This is a genomic window from Bacillus massiliigorillae, from assembly GCF_000380245.2.
Taxonomy (GTDB): domain Bacteria; phylum Bacillota; class Bacilli; order Bacillales; family DSM-1321; genus Bacillus_AD; species Bacillus_AD massiliigorillae.
The window spans coordinates 359,315-376,871 of the sequence record NZ_HG428741.1; the positions used below are offsets into that span (position 1 = coordinate 359,315).

The window sequence follows — 17,557 nt, forward strand, 5'->3', positions numbered from 1 at the left end:
TATAGAAAACTCTAACCTTGTCTGGTTAGAGTTTTCTTGTTTTATAAGGCTTGTGTTGATAGATATAGTGGTCTATTATATAGATTGCAGAGTATAAAGGACCTAGCATGGCATGATAGGGTTGTTATAGCAAGTTACAACAGGAATCAATCATGAATGGGAAAGATTAATAAGTGTTATATTCATCATCTTTAACTTCTACAAATAATCCTCTTTTATATTACTCATTAATAATTATTTCTTTTCTGCTATACTAAGCATATACGGGCAAAAAATACAGGGAGTATGTTTTATCTCACGAAAAAAGTGATTTCAAATTGGGAGACTTTTTATATATGGATAAACAATGGGGAATTATTGAGCTATTAAATTATTCACGGCACGATTGGTTAAATAAGATGCAGTTAATTAAAGGAAATATTGAACTAAACAATTTAGATTACGTTAAAGCAATTATTAACAATGTGATCGTAGAAGCAAAAAATGAAGCACAGCTAGCGAATATGCAAATGCCTAAAACAGCAGAGTGTCTAATGACATGCAATTGGAGAGATTTTGTTTTTTCTCTTGAGTATGAAGTGCTTCAAGTTAATAATAGCTGTCACAAGCCTGATCAAGTCGTCTCTAAGTGGATAAGTGCATTTATGGATACATTAAATGTAACATTAGATCCTTTTGGAGAAAATGAACTGAAAATTGTAATAGATGAAAGTGTGAATAGCCTACGATTTACCTTTGATTTAGTGGGAAAGATAAAGGATAATCGTATTTTAGATGTTTTTTTAAAAGAGTGTCCATCATTAGCTACAATGTGTGTTAATTCATTTACAGATGAAGAGCTAGTGTTTGTTGTGGAATGGGAGTTACAAACACTATAACGGCTACATAGATGACAACTAAAGATATTTACTATATAAGGAAGTGATTGAATGTTCGTCGATCAAGTTAAGATATTTGTCAGAGGCGGAGACGGTGGTAATGGTATGGTAGCATTCCGTCGTGAAAAGTATGTTCCAAATGGTGGACCAGCTGGTGGAGACGGTGGTAAAGGTGCAAACGTCGTATTCCAAGTAGAAGAAGGTCTTCGTACACTAGTTGATTTTCGCTTTAAAAAGCACTTTAAAGCAAGCCGTGGGGAACATGGTATGTCGAAAAGCATGCATGGTAAGAATGCTGCGGATTTAGTTGTTAAAGTGCCACCTGGTACAGTTGTTCGTGATGAGCAAACAAATGAAGTGGTTGCTGATTTAATAGAACATGGTCAAACAGCAGTCATCGCAAAAGGAGGACGTGGTGGACGTGGAAATAATCGTTTCGCAACACCATCTAATCCAGCTCCAGAGATCGCTGAAAATGGAGAACCAGGTCAAGAGCGTACTGTTGTACTTGAATTGAAATTATTAGCTGATGTAGGTTTAGTTGGTTTTCCAAGTGTAGGTAAATCGACATTATTATCTGTTGTTTCAGCGGCTAGACCAAAGATTGCTGAGTATCACTTTACTACAATAACACCTAACTTAGGTGTAGTAGCAACGGAAGATAGTCGAAGCTTTGTAATGGCTGATCTTCCAGGGCTGATTGAAGGTGCTTCTGAAGGTGTTGGTCTTGGGCATCAATTCCTTCGTCATATTGAAAGAACTCGCGTTATTGTGCATGTAATTGATATGTCTGGACTTGAAGGTAGAGATCCGTATGAAGATTATGTAACCATTAATAATGAGTTAAAAGAATATAACTTACGTTTAACAGAAAGACCACAAATTGTTGCAGCGAACAAAATGGATATGCCAGATTCCGAAGATAATTTACAAGCTTTCAAAGAAAAAGTAGGCGAGGATGTACAAATCTTCCCGATTTCTTCTTTCACAAAAGAAGGTATACGTGAATTATTATATGCTGTTGCAGATAAATTAGAAGAAACACCAGAATTCCCACTAGATCACGAAGAAGAAGAAGCTGGTGTACACCGAGTTCTGTACAAGTTCGAGAAAGACGAATTGGAATTTGAAATTACTCGTGAGCCAGATGGTCGTTTCGTTGTATCTGGAGATAAGATTGAAAGACTATTCGTTATGACAGACTTTAATCGTGATGCATCAATTGCTCGTTTCGCTAGACAGCTTCGTTCATATGGCGTAGATGATGAATTAAGAAAACGTGGTGCAAAAGATGGCGATACGGTTAAAATTTGTGAATTCGAATTTGAATTTGTTGAGTAATCTTTTGGGGTGAATACTTTGAAAAAAAGCGATTATAAATTTTTTTTAGTTCGAGAAGATGTCTTACCTGAAGCGATGCAAAAAACGTTGGAAGCAAAAGAACTGATTCAACGTGGGAAAGCTGAGTCAGTTTTTGATGCTGTACAAAAGGTGGACTTAAGTAGAAGTGCCTTCTATAAATACCGTGATACAGTCTTTCCTTTTCATACAGTTGTTAAGGAAAAAATCATTACGTTGTTTTTTCATCTGGAAGATCGTTCAGGGACACTCTCTAACCTATTAGGAATTGTCGCAGATGCTGGCTGTAACGTGTTAACCATTCATCAAACGATTCCAATTCAAGGAAGAGCAAATGTTACGTTATCATTAAATGTAAGTTCAATGAAAACAACCATTGATGGCTTACTTTCGAACTTAAAACAACTAGAATTTGTCGATAAAGTAGAAGTATTAGGTTCAGGTGCATAGTAATTGTTAGATAAAAAACAGTAAGTGAATGTGTAGTGCAATTCTCTTACTGTTTTTTGGTTTATTGAAATTAAAAGATTGTAAAAATTCAAAAAATACCCTAACATAAAGCAATATAGTTTTTTCGCAAATGGGAGGTTTATCAAAAATGAAAGTTGTATGTTTAGGACCGAAAGCGACATTTACACATTATGCTACGTTAAAAGCATTTCCGAATGCTGACATAGAGCCATTAATTTCGATACCACAATGTTTAGATGCTGTTATGGAAGATGAGGCAGATGTTGCTATTGTTCCAATTGAAAATGCATTAGAAGGTTCGGTTAATATTACATTGGATTATTTAATACATGAAGCAAATTTACCGATACAAGGTGAAATTAATACACCGATTCAACAGCACTTTATGATGCATCCTGATAATAGTGTTGATTGGGAATCGGTTGAAAAGGTGTATTCTCATTCTCATGCAATTGCTCAATGTCATAAGTTTCTTCATAAAGAATTAAAAACAGTACCGTATGAAAGTGTTGCTTCTACAGCAGGAGCTGCGGAATATGTGAAGAATAATCCCGAGTTGAAAGTCGCTGCTATTGCTAGTGAACTAGCAGCTGAAGAATACGGATTAACTATTGTAAAGCATAATGTACATGACTATAAGCATAATACAACGAGATTTATTGTGGTATCTAAACAAAAAATTGAATTATCTGTTCAAGATGCGAAGGAAAATGGTCAAAAAACGACTTTAATGATTGAACTTCCAGACAATCATCCAGGGGCTCTTCATCAAGTGTTATCAGCATTTTCTTGGAGAAATTTAGATTTATCTAAAATTGAATCTCGTCCAATGAAAATCTCATTGGGTAAATATTTTTTTATTGTTGATATTGAAATGGCAATGGATGAAGTGTTAATACCAGGTACAATTCAAGAGCTTGAAGCATTAGGTTGTAAAGTGTCGATGCTTGGAAGTTATAAAAGCTTTACGGTCGAAGGATTGCAAACAAGTCATACAAAATAAAAAAAGCTGTGCGAAAGGGAGTTATGATGAGCTCTTTTTCGTACAGCTTTTTTGTATAGCTTTTCTTATTTATTCATTCATTTTCTGTTACTAAGAATCCAGCTTGTTGTAAGGCGGCTTCGGCTTCGTCTAGTATTTGTTCCGATGTTGCTACTAAGGTATGTAAGTGAATACCATTTGTCAGCTGTGAAAGAAGTGTTGCCTTTGTTTCTTGAATTTTTTGCAAGAAATGAGTCACTTCACGTCGATTACTTACCATAATGGAAGAGGCTAAATCCCCGTAAACAGGATGCTCTACTTTTACATCTTTCACTGTAACGCCTGTATCAACAAGTAATAATAATTCTCTTTCTGTATCCTCTGGCGCATGAAAACACGCTACAGTACGCTCACAAAGCTTTTCAAGTTGATCTTGTTGAAAGTATATATATCCTTGGCTTGTTGCAATAATAGGCTCATTTTTGGCTTTTAAAAGGGTAATATCTCCTACAATAACTTGTCGGCTAACATTAGCTATTTTCGCTAATTCACTTCCTGTAATTGGAGAAGAACTTGTTTTTAATATTTTAAGCAACTCGTTGCGGCGTTCTTCGCCAAGTAGCTTTTTTTCATTTTTCATCTTGATTCTCCTTATGATTGCATTTAAAGCATAGTTATAATTTGTGATAGGTCGTGAGCTAGACTATGACATTGTTCTTCAGTGTTGTGTGCTCCTAATGAGATTCGAATGGAGCTTTTTGCTTCGTCGCTATCTTTACCAAGTGCCAAAAGTGCTTTAGAAGGTTCTTTTGTTCCAGATTGGCAAGCACTTCCCGAGGAAACACAATAGCCTAGTTTATTTAACTCCATCATAACATATTGACCCTGTACTTTCGGGAATACTAAACAAATGATATGAGGTAATTGTTGTTCATTAGTTCCTTCAATACAAGCAAATGGTATCTCAGTTAAATGAAGGTTTTCCAGTATGATGTTTCGCATATTTTGGATATGATAATCTTGCTTTACTTGATTTACAGCCATCGCAAATGAATAAATACCAGGAACATTAACTGTGCCGGATCGATAGCCTTTTTCATGCGTAATAGCTGAATGATGAGGATGTAAAGTATGAATATGGGGGAAAACAATAGCCCCGACACCTTTAGGTCCATATACTTTATGACTTGAAATAGCTAGACTATCTGCATATTTACTAATGCTTTTACAATTTAGTTTGCCATACGATTGAACACAATCGACATGTAGTAGTATATCTGTGTCCTTTATAAGCTGATGAACAGATGCAATAGGCTGAATGATTCCTATTTCAGAATTAACATGCTGTAAAATGATTATTGCAGTCGTTTCTTTTATTTGTTTTTGAAGTATTTCTAGATTAACAATTCCATTAGAATGATGTTTCATAAATTCAATTTCATAGCCTAGTTCATGTAATTGCAGCATACTTTGGTGGATGGAATGATGTTCTAAGGAAGAACAAATAATATGTTTTTTAGTTGGAGATGTATTCTTTAATAAGGTTTGAATACTTAGTTGATTACTTTCTGTCCCACCGCTTGTGAAGATTACAGACTCATCAGCTTCATCAAGGCTTGAGGCAATAATTTTTCTAGAAGCTTCTAGTAATTGCTTTGCTTTATTACCTTCATCATGAAGGCTACTTTCATTTCCGAAGCATAGCTTGGCAGCTTCTGAATAAGCTTCAATGGCTTCATTACACATTGGTGTAGTTGCTGCATGGTCAAAATATTTCATATTTAGTAACTCCCTTGTATATGTTCTCTTACATTTGAAGAGAAATAACTTTCTATTTAGCATGTGCTCAGTCTAGTGTTGGCTTTTCTTAATATGTAGTTTATGAAACAATGATGACAGGTGTCAAGACAGGTAGGTAGGAATAAATTTCATAATTACAAACAAAATATATAGTAAGTTCATAAAATCCCCATAGTTATAAAAAAATGTGAATTATCACAATTATTAATATATAGATGTAATATATTATGTTATTATGAATTCAAAAACTATAAATAATCAAGGTATTAGAGGAGGCAGTAGGATGAAAAAGCGCACATATTTTACATTCAGTATAAAATTTGGTGATGTACATTCGGCTAATGCTGTTGATCCTCATATCATTGCATTAAGTACATTATTAAATACGATTTGTGATAAATGTTATTCACCACAGCTTGATGAGTTTGCTCCTGAAGGACGGATTGATGGCAAGCGTTTAAATTGGGGATTTGAAGGCTGTGAAAATTTATTATTAAATGTTAATCAAAGGTTTGTCACAATTAGAATCGGAATGCCAAAGAATAAGTGGCTTGATAAATCTGCTGAAGAGATTAGGCACTATTTATTTATGCAATATGAGAAAGCTTTACATCTCATGGTAGAAAAAATTAAATTAGAGAAACTAATCGTAGATGACGAGCAATTATTTAAAGATTTTTCAATTGTGAAACAAAAGTTTTTGCAAATCTCTTGATTTGCTTTTATATAATTTGATACGTTCTAGTAATATACAGTAAAACTTTGAGCGGTGGAGGACGTTCATTCTCCACCGCTTACTAATGAATCCTATAATAATGAAAGATATAGGTAATGGATAGGAGAAGGAGGAAATATGTAAATGACAATGATTGCTAAAATCATTACATTGAACCCTATACAGAATGAGGATATAGCATTAAAGTTTAGTAGTTTATTAACGAAAGCTGGACTGACACCTGAAAAGATTGGAACGGTTGAGCCACTTACAAAAAATTACTCACAGCATGATTTTTTGAAAATGTGGACAGAAGAAGATGAAACCTATGAAAATGTTGAAATAGATCATATGGTTGGTACTGCAGGCGGTATACTTGGGAAAGTAAATGATCCACATTTCTTATTTATCGTTGATTGGATGAAAAGCTCTAAGAATATAAATTTGAATTATGTGACTTTTTTCTTTCCGGTAGAGACTTTTCTCCAATATAGAGAGGTTATTATGACGGTTTTTAAAGATACCATTTTATTAGTAGATGGTATATACGGATACATTTCTCATGAAGTTCCGGCTGAAAGACAGCATATTCCTGGAACATTGGAAACTAGATTACCAGGCGTGTTTTGGTGTAACTATTATGGGGAGCATTATGTTGATTATTTCAGTGAAGATAAGGTGATTACTTTTCCATGGAATGAAACTGAGAAATTAGAAAATGGTGGTTTAGTTACATACTTAACGAATTTGCCAAATCATGAGTTATTACATTCAGAGGATTTAGAGGTTTTAGCAAAGCAACATTTAGGTGCTGCCTCATTAACAGAAGTATTAAAAAGTAAAAATTCTAGCTATATGACTTTGAAGCAATGAATCTTGTAAGTAAATTAGAAGCTATAACGGAAGATGTTTGACTATTCGGTAATTTAGTTTGATAATTTATAGAGAAATGAAAAAACATAAGCATTATTAGTCTTTATGAAAATATTGTTTAATGAGAGGAAAATGTAAATTGAGTCTAATTTCAAAAACAATAGAAGCTAATTTAGGGCAAGGTTCATGGATTCGAGACTTATTCGAAAAAGGAAATCAATTACGTAAAATTCATGGTGATGATAAAGTATATGACTTCTCTTTAGGAAATCCAATTGTTGAACCACCAACAGAATTTAGAGAAAACATAAAAGTATTGGCACAAAGTACAGAGGCTAATCTGCATGGCTACATATCTAATCAAGGTTTAGTAGAAGCTCGTGAAAAAGTAGCACAGTTTTTACATTCACTTTATAATAAGAGCTTTTCAGCAAACTCTATTATAATGACGGTTGGTGCCGGTGGAGCATTAAATGTAGCTTTAAATAGTATTGTGAATCCAGGTGAAGAAGTAATTGTGTTAGTTCCGTACTTTGTTGAATATAAATATTATATCGAGAATGTACAAGGCAAACCTGTATTCTGCAATTTAGATGAAAATTTTCAAATTAATATTGAAGAATTAGCTAGTAAGGTTACTGAAAAAACAAAAGCTATCATTGTTAATACACCACATAATCCAACAGGTACTATTCTATCTAACGAATCTATTCGAGCATTAGGTAAGCTATTAAAGAATAAAGAGCAACAATATGGTTCTAGTATTTATCTTGTATATGATGCACCATATACACAATTAACTTACGATGGTGTTGAGAATGATAGTCCATTTGATGCATATCATCGTGTGATTTATGCAAGTTCATTTAGTAAGGACTTGGGAATTGCCGGAGAGAGAATAGGTTATATTGCGATAGATGATGCCATTGAAGGTCATGATGTCTTGATGGCAGCACTAGTATTTTCTAATAGAACACTAGGTTTTGTAAATGCACCAGCATTTATGCAACGTGTATTAGCGATGACGGAAGATTTAGTGACAGAGCAACAAGAATACAAACAGCGTAGAAATCTTGTAGTAGATGTACTAAAAGAAGCTAAATTTGATTTTATTACACCACAGGGTGGCTTCTTCGTATTCCCAAAAAGCCCAATAGCTGATGATGTGGAATTCTGTAGGTTTGCTGCTGAAAACTATAATATTTTAGTTGTTCCAGGTACAGGCTTTGGGTGCCCAGGATACTTCAGAATGTCATTTAGTGTTGATGTAGATGTATTAGAACGCTCAAGAGCAGCATTTAAAGAATTAAATAGTCATTTTGTAAAGTAATATCAACTTGAAAAGACTGAGGTAAAAGGCAGTGTGAGCTGTTTTTAGCTTCAGTTTTTTTGTATATAATAAATATATTAGGGAGGAGGGATTCGGATTAGATTAGTAAATAAATTACCGAAAGACAATAAAGTTGTACATAATGTATTAATAGGTCATGGCTGGAAAATGGTTAAGGAGCCAAATAGTCCTGTAAAGGCTATGTTTGCTTCCATACCGTTAATGATATTCAATCTCTTGCTAGTGCTTGGCGTAATCAAACTATTTTCAATCATCTCAATGGCTGACTTTGGTATCAGTGACGGAAATGTTCAAATAACAATACGACTGATTGATCTTGTTTGGATTATAGGATTAGTGATTGTTCATGAAGGTATTCATTTAATGTTAGTTCCTAACTTTTTGAAATCAAATAAAACCGTGATTGGTATTACTTTTTTTGGTGGATTTGTACATACAGAAGAGGAACTTTCTAAAGCGAGGTTTTTATTGATTTCAGTCGCTCCTTTTATTATTTTGTCTATTTTACTGCCTATTTTTCTAGGTTTATTGGGAGTTTTAACACCAATACTGAAGTTTATTATTTTATTAAATGCCATTGGGGCATCTGTTGATGTATTAATGTTTATTCTCATTATGGTGCAGGTTCCTCGGGGAGCTATCATAAGGAGTAATGGACCAAAAACATATTGGAAACTAACGTAATTGGATGAAACATTTCATTTATAGCTATTTAAGATTACCTACCTTAATCAGACAATATAAAACGAATTTTTTGAGTCAAGTCTATAAATATATTAATATAATATATATATATGTTTTCTTTATGATAGAAAGAAGGCCTTATTTTGATTACTTGGAAAAGAAATTTATATATTTGTTGGATAGGCTCTTTTTTTACGGTAGCTGGTATGAATTTGGTCATTCCTTTTTTACCACTATTCATTAAGCAGCTTGGATTACACGGTTATGAGGAAATTGAAATTTGGTCTAGCCTTGCGTTTTGTAGCACGTTTATTACAGCGGCTATTTTCTCACCTATTTGGGGTAAGCTTGCGGATAAACATGGTGTTAAGCCAATGTTGATTCGTGCTAGTCTTGGTATGGCGGTTGTTGTAACGCTAATGGGCTTTGTGCAAAACGTATTTCAATTGGTTGCGCTCCGCTTTTTGATGGGAATCGTTTCGGGATTTTTGGCAGCTGCTATTATTTTAGTTGCTACACAAACGCCTTCTAATATGAGTGGAAGAGCACTTGGTATTTTATCAACTGGGGGCGTGGCAGGAACACTCATTGGTCCTGTTTTTGGTGGATTATTGGCGGATTTTATTGGTTTCCGCCAAGTATTTTGGGTAACGGGTATTTTTTTAGTTTTAACTTTTATCATTGTTCTTTTTATTAAGGAAGAAAAGAAAGACCTTGCAAAAACGAAGGAAAAAGCAAAAGCTGCTGATTTAGAGAAGAATCCGTTTTTCTGGAAGATTGCATTACGAATTTTTGTACTAACTTTTGTATTGCAAGCAGCTCTTATGTCTATTCAGCCGATTCTTACGTTATACGTCTCAGACATAGCAGGAAAAACAAGTTTTATAGCATTTTTGGCAGGTATTGTAACGGCTGTTTCTGGCATTTCTAATATGATTGCGGCTCCTTATTTAGGTAAGTTAAGTGATCAATTAGGACCACAAAAGGTATTGCAGTTTAGTTTAATTGCGGTTGCTATTATGTTAGCTATGCATGCTTTTGTCGGAAGTGTATGGCAGTTAATAGTGTTACGCTTTTTATTAGGTTTTGGTTTAGGAGGATTAATTCCTGCTATTAATACGTATTTGAAAAAGATTGTACCTCAATCATTAACTGGGAAAATATTTGGTTATAATCAAACGGCTCAGTATATCGGTAATGTCGCCGGCCCGTTAGCTGGTGGTCTAATAGCGAGTAAATTGGGTATACCATATGTTTTTATTATATCTTGCTGTTTATTATTATTTAATGCACTATGGCTCTTATTATTTCGTAGAAGAATGAATAAGCAGCAACATACGACGCATCTAGAAGGATAACTTTTAAAGGGTTAGAGGGCTGTGTAAAAAAGTGATTGATAAATACTTTTTACACAGCCCTTTTCTAATTTTTATATACAAAAAGCTTGCTAATATCGAAGGGGTATGTAAATATATGTGTCAAGACACCTGTAAAACAGGAGGGTAACGATGAGTTCATTTAAGTGTGATGTGTTGATTATAGGCAGTGGTATTGCTGCACTTCAAACAGCTTTATATGCTAGTCAAACGAAAAAAGTAATGATGGTAACGAAGACAAATGTAAGAACGAGTAATACTTATTTAGCTCAAGGAGGAGTAGCGGCAGCGCATGCTCCAAACGATCATGTGGAAAGTCATGTTCAAGATACGATGGAAGCGGGCGAATATCATAATAATCGAGAAGCTGTGACTCATTTAGTAACGTCGGGTATTACTGCTGTTAATACGCTGTTATCGCAAGGGATGAAATTTGATTGTAATGAATACAATCAACTAGTTTATGGTTTGGAAGGTGCACATAGTGAACGAAGAATTTTACATTGTAAAGGAGATTCAACAGGAAAAGAATTAGCCGAATTTCTATTGAATCAAATTCAGCATACAAGTATTGTAGTAAAAGAGAATGAGATGGTTGTAGATTTATTAATTGCGAAAGATGGTACGTGTATTGGGGCTGTGACAAGAGATGGGAACAATGCTCTTCAAAAGTATTATGCAACGCATACTGTCATTGCTTCTGGAGGCTGTGGAATGCTTTACCCTTACAGTACGAATAGTCAAAATGCAACTGGTGATGGATTTGCACTTGCACTAAAAGTAGGTGCCAGATTAAAAGATATGGAGTTTAATCAATTTCATCCAACAGGATTATATATTAATGGAAAAGTACGAGGATTAGTTTCCGAAGCTGTTCGAGGTGAAGGTGCGATATTAAGAAATCAAGATGGCATTCCAATTATGGAAGGTATACATAGATTACAAGATTTAGCACCTCGTCATATTGTAGCGCAAACGATTTTTTCTCATATGAAGAAAGGGCAACAAATCTTCTTAGATACGAGTATGATTAAAAACTTTAATAAACGATTTCCAGCTATTACAGCATTATGTGAGCGTTATGACTTAGATTGGAGACAAGGAAAAATACCTGTAGCACCGGCAAGTCATTTTATTATGGGTGGCATTGAAACAGATGAACAAGGAAGAACTAATGTAAATGGTTTATACGCAGTTGGTGAGGTAGCGTGTACAGGAGTTCATGGAGCCAACCGATTAGCTAGTAATTCCTTACTTGAAGGATTAGTGTTTGGTCGAGAGCTTGGGATGATGCTGCAACATTGTCCGTTACAAAATATACAAATCAATATGGAAGCATACAAGGATGAATGTAAGCGACCGTTATTACCGACTATTCAAGAATTGCAACAAAATATGTTTTTATATGCAGGGATTGTAAGGAATGATGAAGGTTTACGTACACTATCACACTGGCTACAACAGTTTTCTTTATCTACTCTATTAGAAGAAAGCTTTCAGTCCTTATCGAAAGAAGAAGTGACAAAGGCATTTATGGTATTAACAGCTATAAGTATTGCAAATAGTGCGCGACTTCGAAAAGAGAGTAGAGGTGCACATAATCGGAATGATTGTTGTAATGAAAGTGCATCTTGGCAAAATGCATCAATCATAATTACTCAATCTCATGTTGAAGGGAGTGTCGTATATGAACAAGTTAAAGCTTAAAGAAATGCTACAGGCTTTTTTTATAGAAGATATTGGGGAAAGAGATGTTACTTCATCATCGTTGTTTACAGGTGTTGAGAAGGGGCAATTCATGTTCATTGCTAAACAAAACGGTATTTTCTGTGGGCAGGATGTTATTGAAACTGGATTTAAAATGGTAGACGAAAGCGTTGAAATTACTATGTATGTTCATGATGGTGATGTAATTACTGAAGGAGAAAAGCTGGCAGATATAAAAGGAAATATTGCAGCGTTACTAATGGGAGAGCGAGTGATTTTAAATCTTGTTCAACGTATGAGTGCAATTGCAACTGAAGCGCAAAGAGCTGCACGGATTTTAGAAGGAACAGTTACTCAACCTTGTGATACTCGTAAAACAACACCAGGTTTACGCATGTTAGAGAAGTATGCCGTACATTGTGGTGGAGTGAGCAATCATCGCTATGGCTTATACGATGGTGTAATGATTAAGGATAATCATATTGATTTCTTAGGGAGCATCACAAAGGCTGTTCAGTTAGCGAAAGCAAAGACAGGGCATATGATGAAGGTAGAAGTGGAAACGTCTACGAAAGAACAAGTAATAGAAGCGGTAGAAGCTGGAGCTGATGTAATTATGTTTGATAATTGCACGCCTGAACAGGTGCGAGAACTTGTTAAACTAGTGCCCTCATCGATTATAACTGAAGCTTCTGGTGGGATTACGCTAGAAAATTTACATACTTACCGGGATACTGGAGTGAATTATATATCGTTAGGGTGCTTAACGCATTCTGTGAAGGCGCTTGATATTAGTGCGAAAGTATTGTATTTCACTGTTAAGGAGAATGTGTGATGAGTTTGCTTGAAACAATAGTAGTAAAACAATTATTACCCGAGAAATATAATAATATGTCAGATGAAGAGATTCATGAGCGAATTCGCCAAGTTAAGGCTCAATTAGGAAAAGAGTTATTTATACCTGGACATCATTATCAGCGTGAGGAAGTTATTCAACATTGCGATTCAACTGGTGACTCCCTTCAGCTAGCACAAGTCTCAGCACAACAAAAAGAAGCTTCGTTTATAGTGTTTTGTGGGGTACACTTTATGGCAGAGACGGCAGATATATTAACGCAAAGTCATCAAAAAGTACTTTTACCAGATATGAGAGCTGGTTGCTCGATGGCGGATATGGCAAATATTCAGCAAACAGATCATGCTTGGGAAGCATTACAGCAACAATTTGGAGATAGTATTATTCCATTAACCTATGTAAATTCAACTGCTGAAATTAAAGCTTTTGTAGGTCGTAATGGAGGTGCAACGGTTACATCTTCAAATGCTCATAGTATGTTAAAGTGGGCTTTTGAGCAAAAAGAAAGAATTTTATTTTTACCAGACCAGCATTTAGGTAGAAATACAGCTTTTGAATTAGGTATCCCACTTGATCAGATGGCTGTGTGGGATCCAATTAAGAATGAATTAATTTATGATGGAGATTTAACGGATTGTAAAATGATTTTGTGGAAAGGTCATTGCTCCGTACATGAGAATTTCACAGTGGAAAATATCAAGCAAGTAAGAGAGCAGCACCATGGAATGAATATTCTCGTTCATCCTGAATGTACACATGAAGTAGTTGAACAATCTGATTATAATGGAAGTACGAAGTATATTATTGATATGATTCAACAAGCAGAGCCTGGTTCGAAATGGGCAATAGGTACAGAAATGAATTTAGTGAAGCGATTAATTGATCAACATCCTGATAAAGAAATCATTTCTTTAAATCCGTATATGTGTCCTTGTTTAACGATGAATCGTATTGATGCAAAACATTTACTATGGAGCTTAGAGAGCATTTTAGAAGGAGCACCTGTCAATGTAATTACCGTCGATGAAGAAATTTCGAAACAGGCTGTTCTTGCTATTAATAGAATGTTAGAAAGATCTTAAAGTAAAACCTCAGTAGTTTTATTATCACTTAATCTTTAGGATAAAAAGAGCGTGTCAAAAGTGAAGTATACATCACTTTGGCATAGCTCTTTTTATTTGTTGACGTTGGTTATGAATTTTGGAAAAGTGAAAGTTTATTTGCAAATGACTAAAAGTTCGTGAAAATTGAATAACAAAAGAGCTTATCTATTGTATAACTAAAATATATAGAATGAGAGTGAGTGGGAAAATATGGATAATAGTCCTATCATTGAACTGAAAAATTTCTCAATTGGTTTACCGAAAACAATGAAATACGATAATGAGAAAGAAATGACGACAGCTATTTGTAAAGAGAATGTTGAGGAAGCTTTTTTAACGAAGGACGGATTCATTGGTGATGGTGTGGCCGATTTACGTTATCATGGTGGTCCTGATCGAGCAGTATGTGTTTATCCGTATGAGCATTATGGACTTTGGGAACAAGAGTTTAATCAAGTATTACCTCTTTCCGCTTTCGGAGAAAATATTACAGTTTCAAATATGCAAGAAGGTCAAGTTTGTATAGGTGATATTTATCGCCTTGGGGATGCAGTTATCCAAATAACGCAAGCAAGAGTACCATGTAGCACGATAACTAAGCGATTAGGTTTGCCTTTGCTTTTGAAAAGAATTGTGGAGACAGGTTACACAGGTTATTTATGTCGAGTATTAGAAGAAGGTAGTGTAAGACATGATTCAAAAATTACATTATTAGAGAAGCATCCTAACCAAATATCGGTTCTATATACAAATGAAGTTTATTTTCATGAAACGAAGAATGTTGAAGGGATAAAACAAATATTAGAAGTCCTTGAATTAGCAGGAGATTGGCAGAAAAAATTGACTGATCGTTTAGAAAAGCTTGTACCATAATGAGTTTTACTGTGAAGGGTAATATGAAGCCAATCTAAAAAGACCGGTGCCGGTTTTTCAATGTCTAACCTTACACCTGCCGCACTCGGCCATAAGCCAATCCATTTTGAAAACCAAAGGAGGGTTTTCAAGAATGGCTCGTCTTATGCCTGCCGTGTGTCTCCTTTTTGATTAGAGGATCAAACAAGAAGTAAATTCTAAATCAAAAAAGACCGGTGCCGGTTTTTCGTTTCAATTGTTAAGATTTGATTAAAACTGGCTAAACGGTTTTAATTTTTTCGAATAATAACTATAATAAGGAACTGTAGAACATTTAGGGGTGGAAATATGTCAGATTATATTTTGATGTTTATAGAGTTTTTCCAGCAGTTTTCTTATTTTGGAGTATTACTAGCTTTATGTTTTGAATTCGTTCCTGCTGAAATAGTTTTACCGATGGCTGGTTACTGGGTGTCGCAAGGAGAATTTAATATTCACTTATTAGCACTAGCTGGTACGCTGGGAGGCACGATTGGTCCAATCACTTTGTATGCTTTAGGCCGATATGGCGGCAGACCACTTGTAGAGAAATACGGAAAGTTTTTTCTAATCAATGAAAAACAAATTAAAGCTTCGGATCGTTTCTTTGAAAAGTATGGTCCTAGTGTGGCTTTTTTTGCAAGATTTTTACCAGTCGTTCGAACAGCCATTTCTATTCCTTGTGGGATGACAAAAATGAGTCTTGTAAAATTTAGTTTATATACATTTATTGCGATGTATCCTATTACATATTTTTATTTATATTTAGGGTACAAGCTTGGTGAGAACTGGAATCAAGCCGGCGAGATTTTCGATAAGTATGCTTTTCCAATTGCGGGTATGATTGTAGCAATTATTATCATATATATTGTTGCTAAAAAAATTATTGCAAGTAAAAGAAAAGTAACTTCAAAAGAACAAATTATGTGAGTTTAAATGGATGAGGCAGTTTGAAAAGGGATTTACACTTCTTTTTCGGACTGCTTTTTTGTTTTTGGTTAGGTTATAGGATATTTGCTTTCTCGCTTCTTATATTCATATTTAGATTCTGCCCTGCATAAGTTTTCTTGAAAAACATTAGCACATTGCCTATTTTTTCATAGTATATAAGGACATTTGCATAGGAGGGAAACAGCGTGAAGATACACATTGTCCAAAAAGGAGACACACTCTGGAAGTTGGCAAAAAAGTACGGCGTGCCATTCGAAGAGCTGAAAAAGTTAAATTCCCAGCTTAGCAATCCTGACATGATCATGCCAGGTATGAAAATAAAAATTCCAGGTGTAGACACTACCAAAAATCCTGCTTCTCATTCAAACACGAAAATAAATGTCCACTCTAAAAAAGAAACGGTCAAATCAGGAATTTTAAAACCAATTATTAAAGAAGCACCTCTACCTAATGTAACAAAGCCAGCTGCGAATGAAGCACCGCAGCCGAATGTAACAAAACCGATTGTAAAAGAAGCACCACAGCCAAATGTAACAAAACCAATAGTAAAAGAAGCGCCGCTGCCAAATGTAACAAAACCAATAGTAAAAGAAGCACCCAAACCAAATATTACAAAACCAATAGCAAAAGAAGCACCCAAACCAAATGTAACAAAACCAATAGCAAAAGAAGCACCACAGCCAAATGTGACAAAGCCTATTGTGAAAGAAGCACCCAAACCAAATGTAACAAAACCAATAGTAAAAGAGGTACCTAAGCCAAAACCAATGCCAATGCCTCAAGCACCAGTTGTAAAGAAGAAACCGAAGCCAGTTCCAGTTGTGCCACAACCAGTCATACCAGAAATCGATATTAATAATTATTATATGGTTAATATGGCTAATATGAATGTACAAAAGCCCGTTGAACAACCAAAACCTCAACCGAAACAGAAACCGAAACCAGTTGTTCTACAGCCGAAACCAAAGCCACAACCAAAAGCAAAACCGATGCCGCTGCCACAGCAGCAAAAGCCAGTTGAGCAAGCACAATGTGTTGCTATAACACCACTAATGCCGGGAACGGGATTTTGTCCTCCTATGTTTCCGATGTATCACCAATTCTGTGAGCCTATATATGGTCAGATGCTTCAGCCATTATGTGGAGAAGAAAGTAGTTTGTACGAATCTCATTCACATATGCATCAACAATTTATGCCTGTAGCTCATCAATCAATGCCTATGCACCCAGTATATAATGCTCCTGCATATCAAGGTTATGTGTCACCGGTACCTGAAGTATCAGCTCATGGATTGCATCATCACATAGAATCATCTTCGCATTTTGGCATGGGTGGGTTACATCATCAAGAATCGTCGAGCCATCATTATGAATCATCGAGTCATCACCACCACCACCATCATTCTCCAATGATGATGTCGCAAGGAGAGAATGTACAACATGGGCAATTTATGATGTATAATCAGCCTAATATGATGTTAGAAGAAGAGGATTGTGGGTGTGATCAAATTCAAGCAAGTGAAGGTAAAGGAGGGAAAAAAGCACCTTTAATGCCGCAAC

General features: G+C 35.2%; 17 protein-coding genes. 15 read left to right on the forward strand and 2 right to left on the reverse strand.

Annotated elements, in window-relative coordinates:
• The first annotated feature begins 335 nt into the window (after nt 1-335).
• From TX86_RS01620 to pheA, 4 genes are all read left to right on the forward strand, one after another.
• Nucleotides 336-878 carry a Spo0B C-terminal domain-containing protein gene (locus tag TX86_RS01620; protein ID WP_042345613.1) on the forward strand — a complete coding sequence of 181 codons (543 nt, stop codon included), beginning with the start codon at nt 336-338 and terminating at the stop codon, nt 876-878.
• 51 nt (nt 879-929) lie between these two features.
• Entirely contained in the window at nt 930-2,219 is a 1,290-nt protein-coding gene (obgE, locus tag TX86_RS01625) for a GTPase ObgE (protein ID WP_042345614.1), read from the forward strand.
• A gap of 18 nt (nt 2,220-2,237) precedes the next feature.
• On the forward strand, nt 2,238-2,687 hold the full coding sequence (thrR, locus tag TX86_RS01630; protein ID WP_042345615.1) for a transcriptional regulator ThrR: 450 nt from the start codon (nt 2,238-2,240) through the stop codon (nt 2,685-2,687).
• 148 nt (nt 2,688-2,835) lie between these two features.
• Entirely contained in the window at nt 2,836-3,711 is an 876-nt protein-coding gene (gene pheA / locus TX86_RS01635) for a prephenate dehydratase (RefSeq protein ID WP_042345616.1), read from the forward strand.
• A gap of 73 nt (nt 3,712-3,784) precedes the next feature.
• Here the strand turns inward: pheA and TX86_RS01640 are convergent, their stop codons facing one another.
• Together TX86_RS01640 and TX86_RS01645 are read right to left on the reverse strand one after the other, a co-directional pair.
• Nucleotides 3,785-4,330, reverse strand: a complete 546-nt coding sequence (locus TX86_RS01640) for a transcription repressor NadR (protein ID WP_042345619.1) — start codon at nt 4,328-4,330, stop codon at nt 3,785-3,787.
• Between the two features lie 23 nt (nt 4,331-4,353).
• On the reverse strand, nt 4,354-5,469 hold the full coding sequence (locus TX86_RS01645; protein ID WP_042345621.1) for an IscS subfamily cysteine desulfurase: 1,116 nt from the start codon (nt 5,467-5,469) through the stop codon (nt 4,354-4,356).
• A gap of 304 nt (nt 5,470-5,773) precedes the next feature.
• Between TX86_RS01645 and TX86_RS01650 the strand changes: the two genes are divergently transcribed.
• From TX86_RS01650 to safA, 11 genes are all read left to right on the forward strand, one after another.
• The gene (locus tag TX86_RS01650) at nt 5,774-6,205 is read left to right on the forward strand and encodes a hypothetical protein (protein WP_042345623.1); all 432 of its coding nucleotides are present in this window, start codon (nt 5,774-5,776) and stop codon (nt 6,203-6,205) included.
• A gap of 144 nt (nt 6,206-6,349) precedes the next feature.
• Entirely contained in the window at nt 6,350-7,078 is a 729-nt protein-coding gene (locus tag TX86_RS01655; protein WP_042345625.1) for a hypothetical protein, read from the forward strand.
• 121 nt (nt 7,079-7,199) lie between these two features.
• Entirely contained in the window at nt 7,200-8,408 is a 1,209-nt protein-coding gene (locus TX86_RS01660) for a pyridoxal phosphate-dependent aminotransferase (RefSeq protein ID WP_042345627.1), read from the forward strand.
• Nucleotides 8,409-8,576: 168 nt separating this feature from the next.
• Complete coding sequence (locus TX86_RS01665) at nt 8,577-9,113, forward strand: DUF3267 domain-containing protein (RefSeq protein ID WP_081707527.1); 537 nt, start codon at nt 8,577-8,579, stop codon at nt 9,111-9,113.
• Nucleotides 9,114-9,256: 143 nt separating this feature from the next.
• The gene (locus TX86_RS01670; RefSeq protein WP_042345633.1) at nt 9,257-10,471 is read left to right on the forward strand and encodes an MFS transporter; all 1,215 of its coding nucleotides are present in this window, start codon (nt 9,257-9,259) and stop codon (nt 10,469-10,471) included.
• 150 nt (nt 10,472-10,621) lie between these two features.
• Nucleotides 10,622-12,196, forward strand: coding sequence for an L-aspartate oxidase (nadB, locus tag TX86_RS01675; RefSeq protein WP_042345635.1), 1,575 nt, complete (start codon nt 10,622-10,624; stop codon nt 12,194-12,196).
• Nucleotides 12,177-13,031 (forward strand): carboxylating nicotinate-nucleotide diphosphorylase, encoded by an 855-nt coding sequence (nadC, locus tag TX86_RS01680; protein WP_042345636.1) that lies wholly within the window; start codon nt 12,177-12,179, stop codon nt 13,029-13,031. The genes nadB and nadC overlap by 20 nt, the downstream gene beginning before the upstream one ends.
• Nucleotides 13,031-14,134 carry a quinolinate synthase NadA gene (nadA, locus tag TX86_RS01685; RefSeq protein WP_042345639.1) on the forward strand — a complete coding sequence of 368 codons (1,104 nt, stop codon included), beginning with the start codon at nt 13,031-13,033 and terminating at the stop codon, nt 14,132-14,134. The genes nadC and nadA overlap by 1 nt, the downstream gene beginning before the upstream one ends.
• Nucleotides 14,135-14,365: 231 nt before the next feature.
• Nucleotides 14,366-15,028, forward strand: a complete 663-nt coding sequence (locus TX86_RS01690) for an MOSC domain-containing protein (protein ID WP_042345641.1) — start codon at nt 14,366-14,368, stop codon at nt 15,026-15,028.
• Between the two features lie 327 nt (nt 15,029-15,355).
• Nucleotides 15,356-15,976, forward strand: a complete 621-nt coding sequence (locus TX86_RS01695) for a DedA family protein (RefSeq protein ID WP_042345643.1) — start codon at nt 15,356-15,358, stop codon at nt 15,974-15,976.
• Nucleotides 15,977-16,182: 206 nt separating this feature from the next.
• A partial coding sequence (gene safA / locus TX86_RS27110) for a SafA/ExsA family spore coat assembly protein (RefSeq protein ID WP_230203554.1) occupies nt 16,183-17,557 on the forward strand: 1,375 nt, incomplete at its 3' end.

Coding starts and splice junctions, on each gene's coding strand:
- TX86_RS01620 (WP_042345613.1), top strand. CDS start 336: ATGGATAAACAATGGGGAATTATTGAGCTATTAAATTATTCACGGCAC.
- obgE (WP_042345614.1), top strand. CDS start 930: ATGTTCGTCGATCAAGTTAAGATATTTGTCAGAGGCGGAGACGGTGGT.
- pheA (WP_042345616.1), top strand. CDS start 2,836: ATGAAAGTTGTATGTTTAGGACCGAAAGCGACATTTACACATTATGCT.
- TX86_RS01640 (WP_042345619.1), bottom strand. CDS start 4,330: ATGAAAAATGAAAAAAAGCTACTTGGCGAAGAACGCCGCAACGAGTTG.
- TX86_RS01645 (WP_042345621.1), bottom strand. CDS start 5,469: ATGAAATATTTTGACCATGCAGCAACTACACCAATGTGTAATGAAGCC.
- TX86_RS01650 (WP_042345623.1), top strand. CDS start 5,774: ATGAAAAAGCGCACATATTTTACATTCAGTATAAAATTTGGTGATGTA.
- TX86_RS01655 (WP_042345625.1), top strand. CDS start 6,350: ATGACAATGATTGCTAAAATCATTACATTGAACCCTATACAGAATGAG.
- TX86_RS01660 (WP_042345627.1), top strand. CDS start 7,200: ATGAGAGGAAAATGTAAATTGAGTCTAATTTCAAAAACAATAGAAGCT.
- TX86_RS01665 (WP_081707527.1), top strand. CDS start 8,577: ATGGTTAAGGAGCCAAATAGTCCTGTAAAGGCTATGTTTGCTTCCATA.
- nadB (WP_042345635.1), top strand. CDS start 10,622: ATGAGTTCATTTAAGTGTGATGTGTTGATTATAGGCAGTGGTATTGCT.
- nadC (WP_042345636.1), top strand. CDS start 12,177: ATGAACAAGTTAAAGCTTAAAGAAATGCTACAGGCTTTTTTTATAGAA.
- nadA (WP_042345639.1), top strand. CDS start 13,031: ATGAGTTTGCTTGAAACAATAGTAGTAAAACAATTATTACCCGAGAAA.
- TX86_RS01690 (WP_042345641.1), top strand. CDS start 14,366: ATGGATAATAGTCCTATCATTGAACTGAAAAATTTCTCAATTGGTTTA.
- TX86_RS01695 (WP_042345643.1), top strand. CDS start 15,356: ATGTCAGATTATATTTTGATGTTTATAGAGTTTTTCCAGCAGTTTTCT.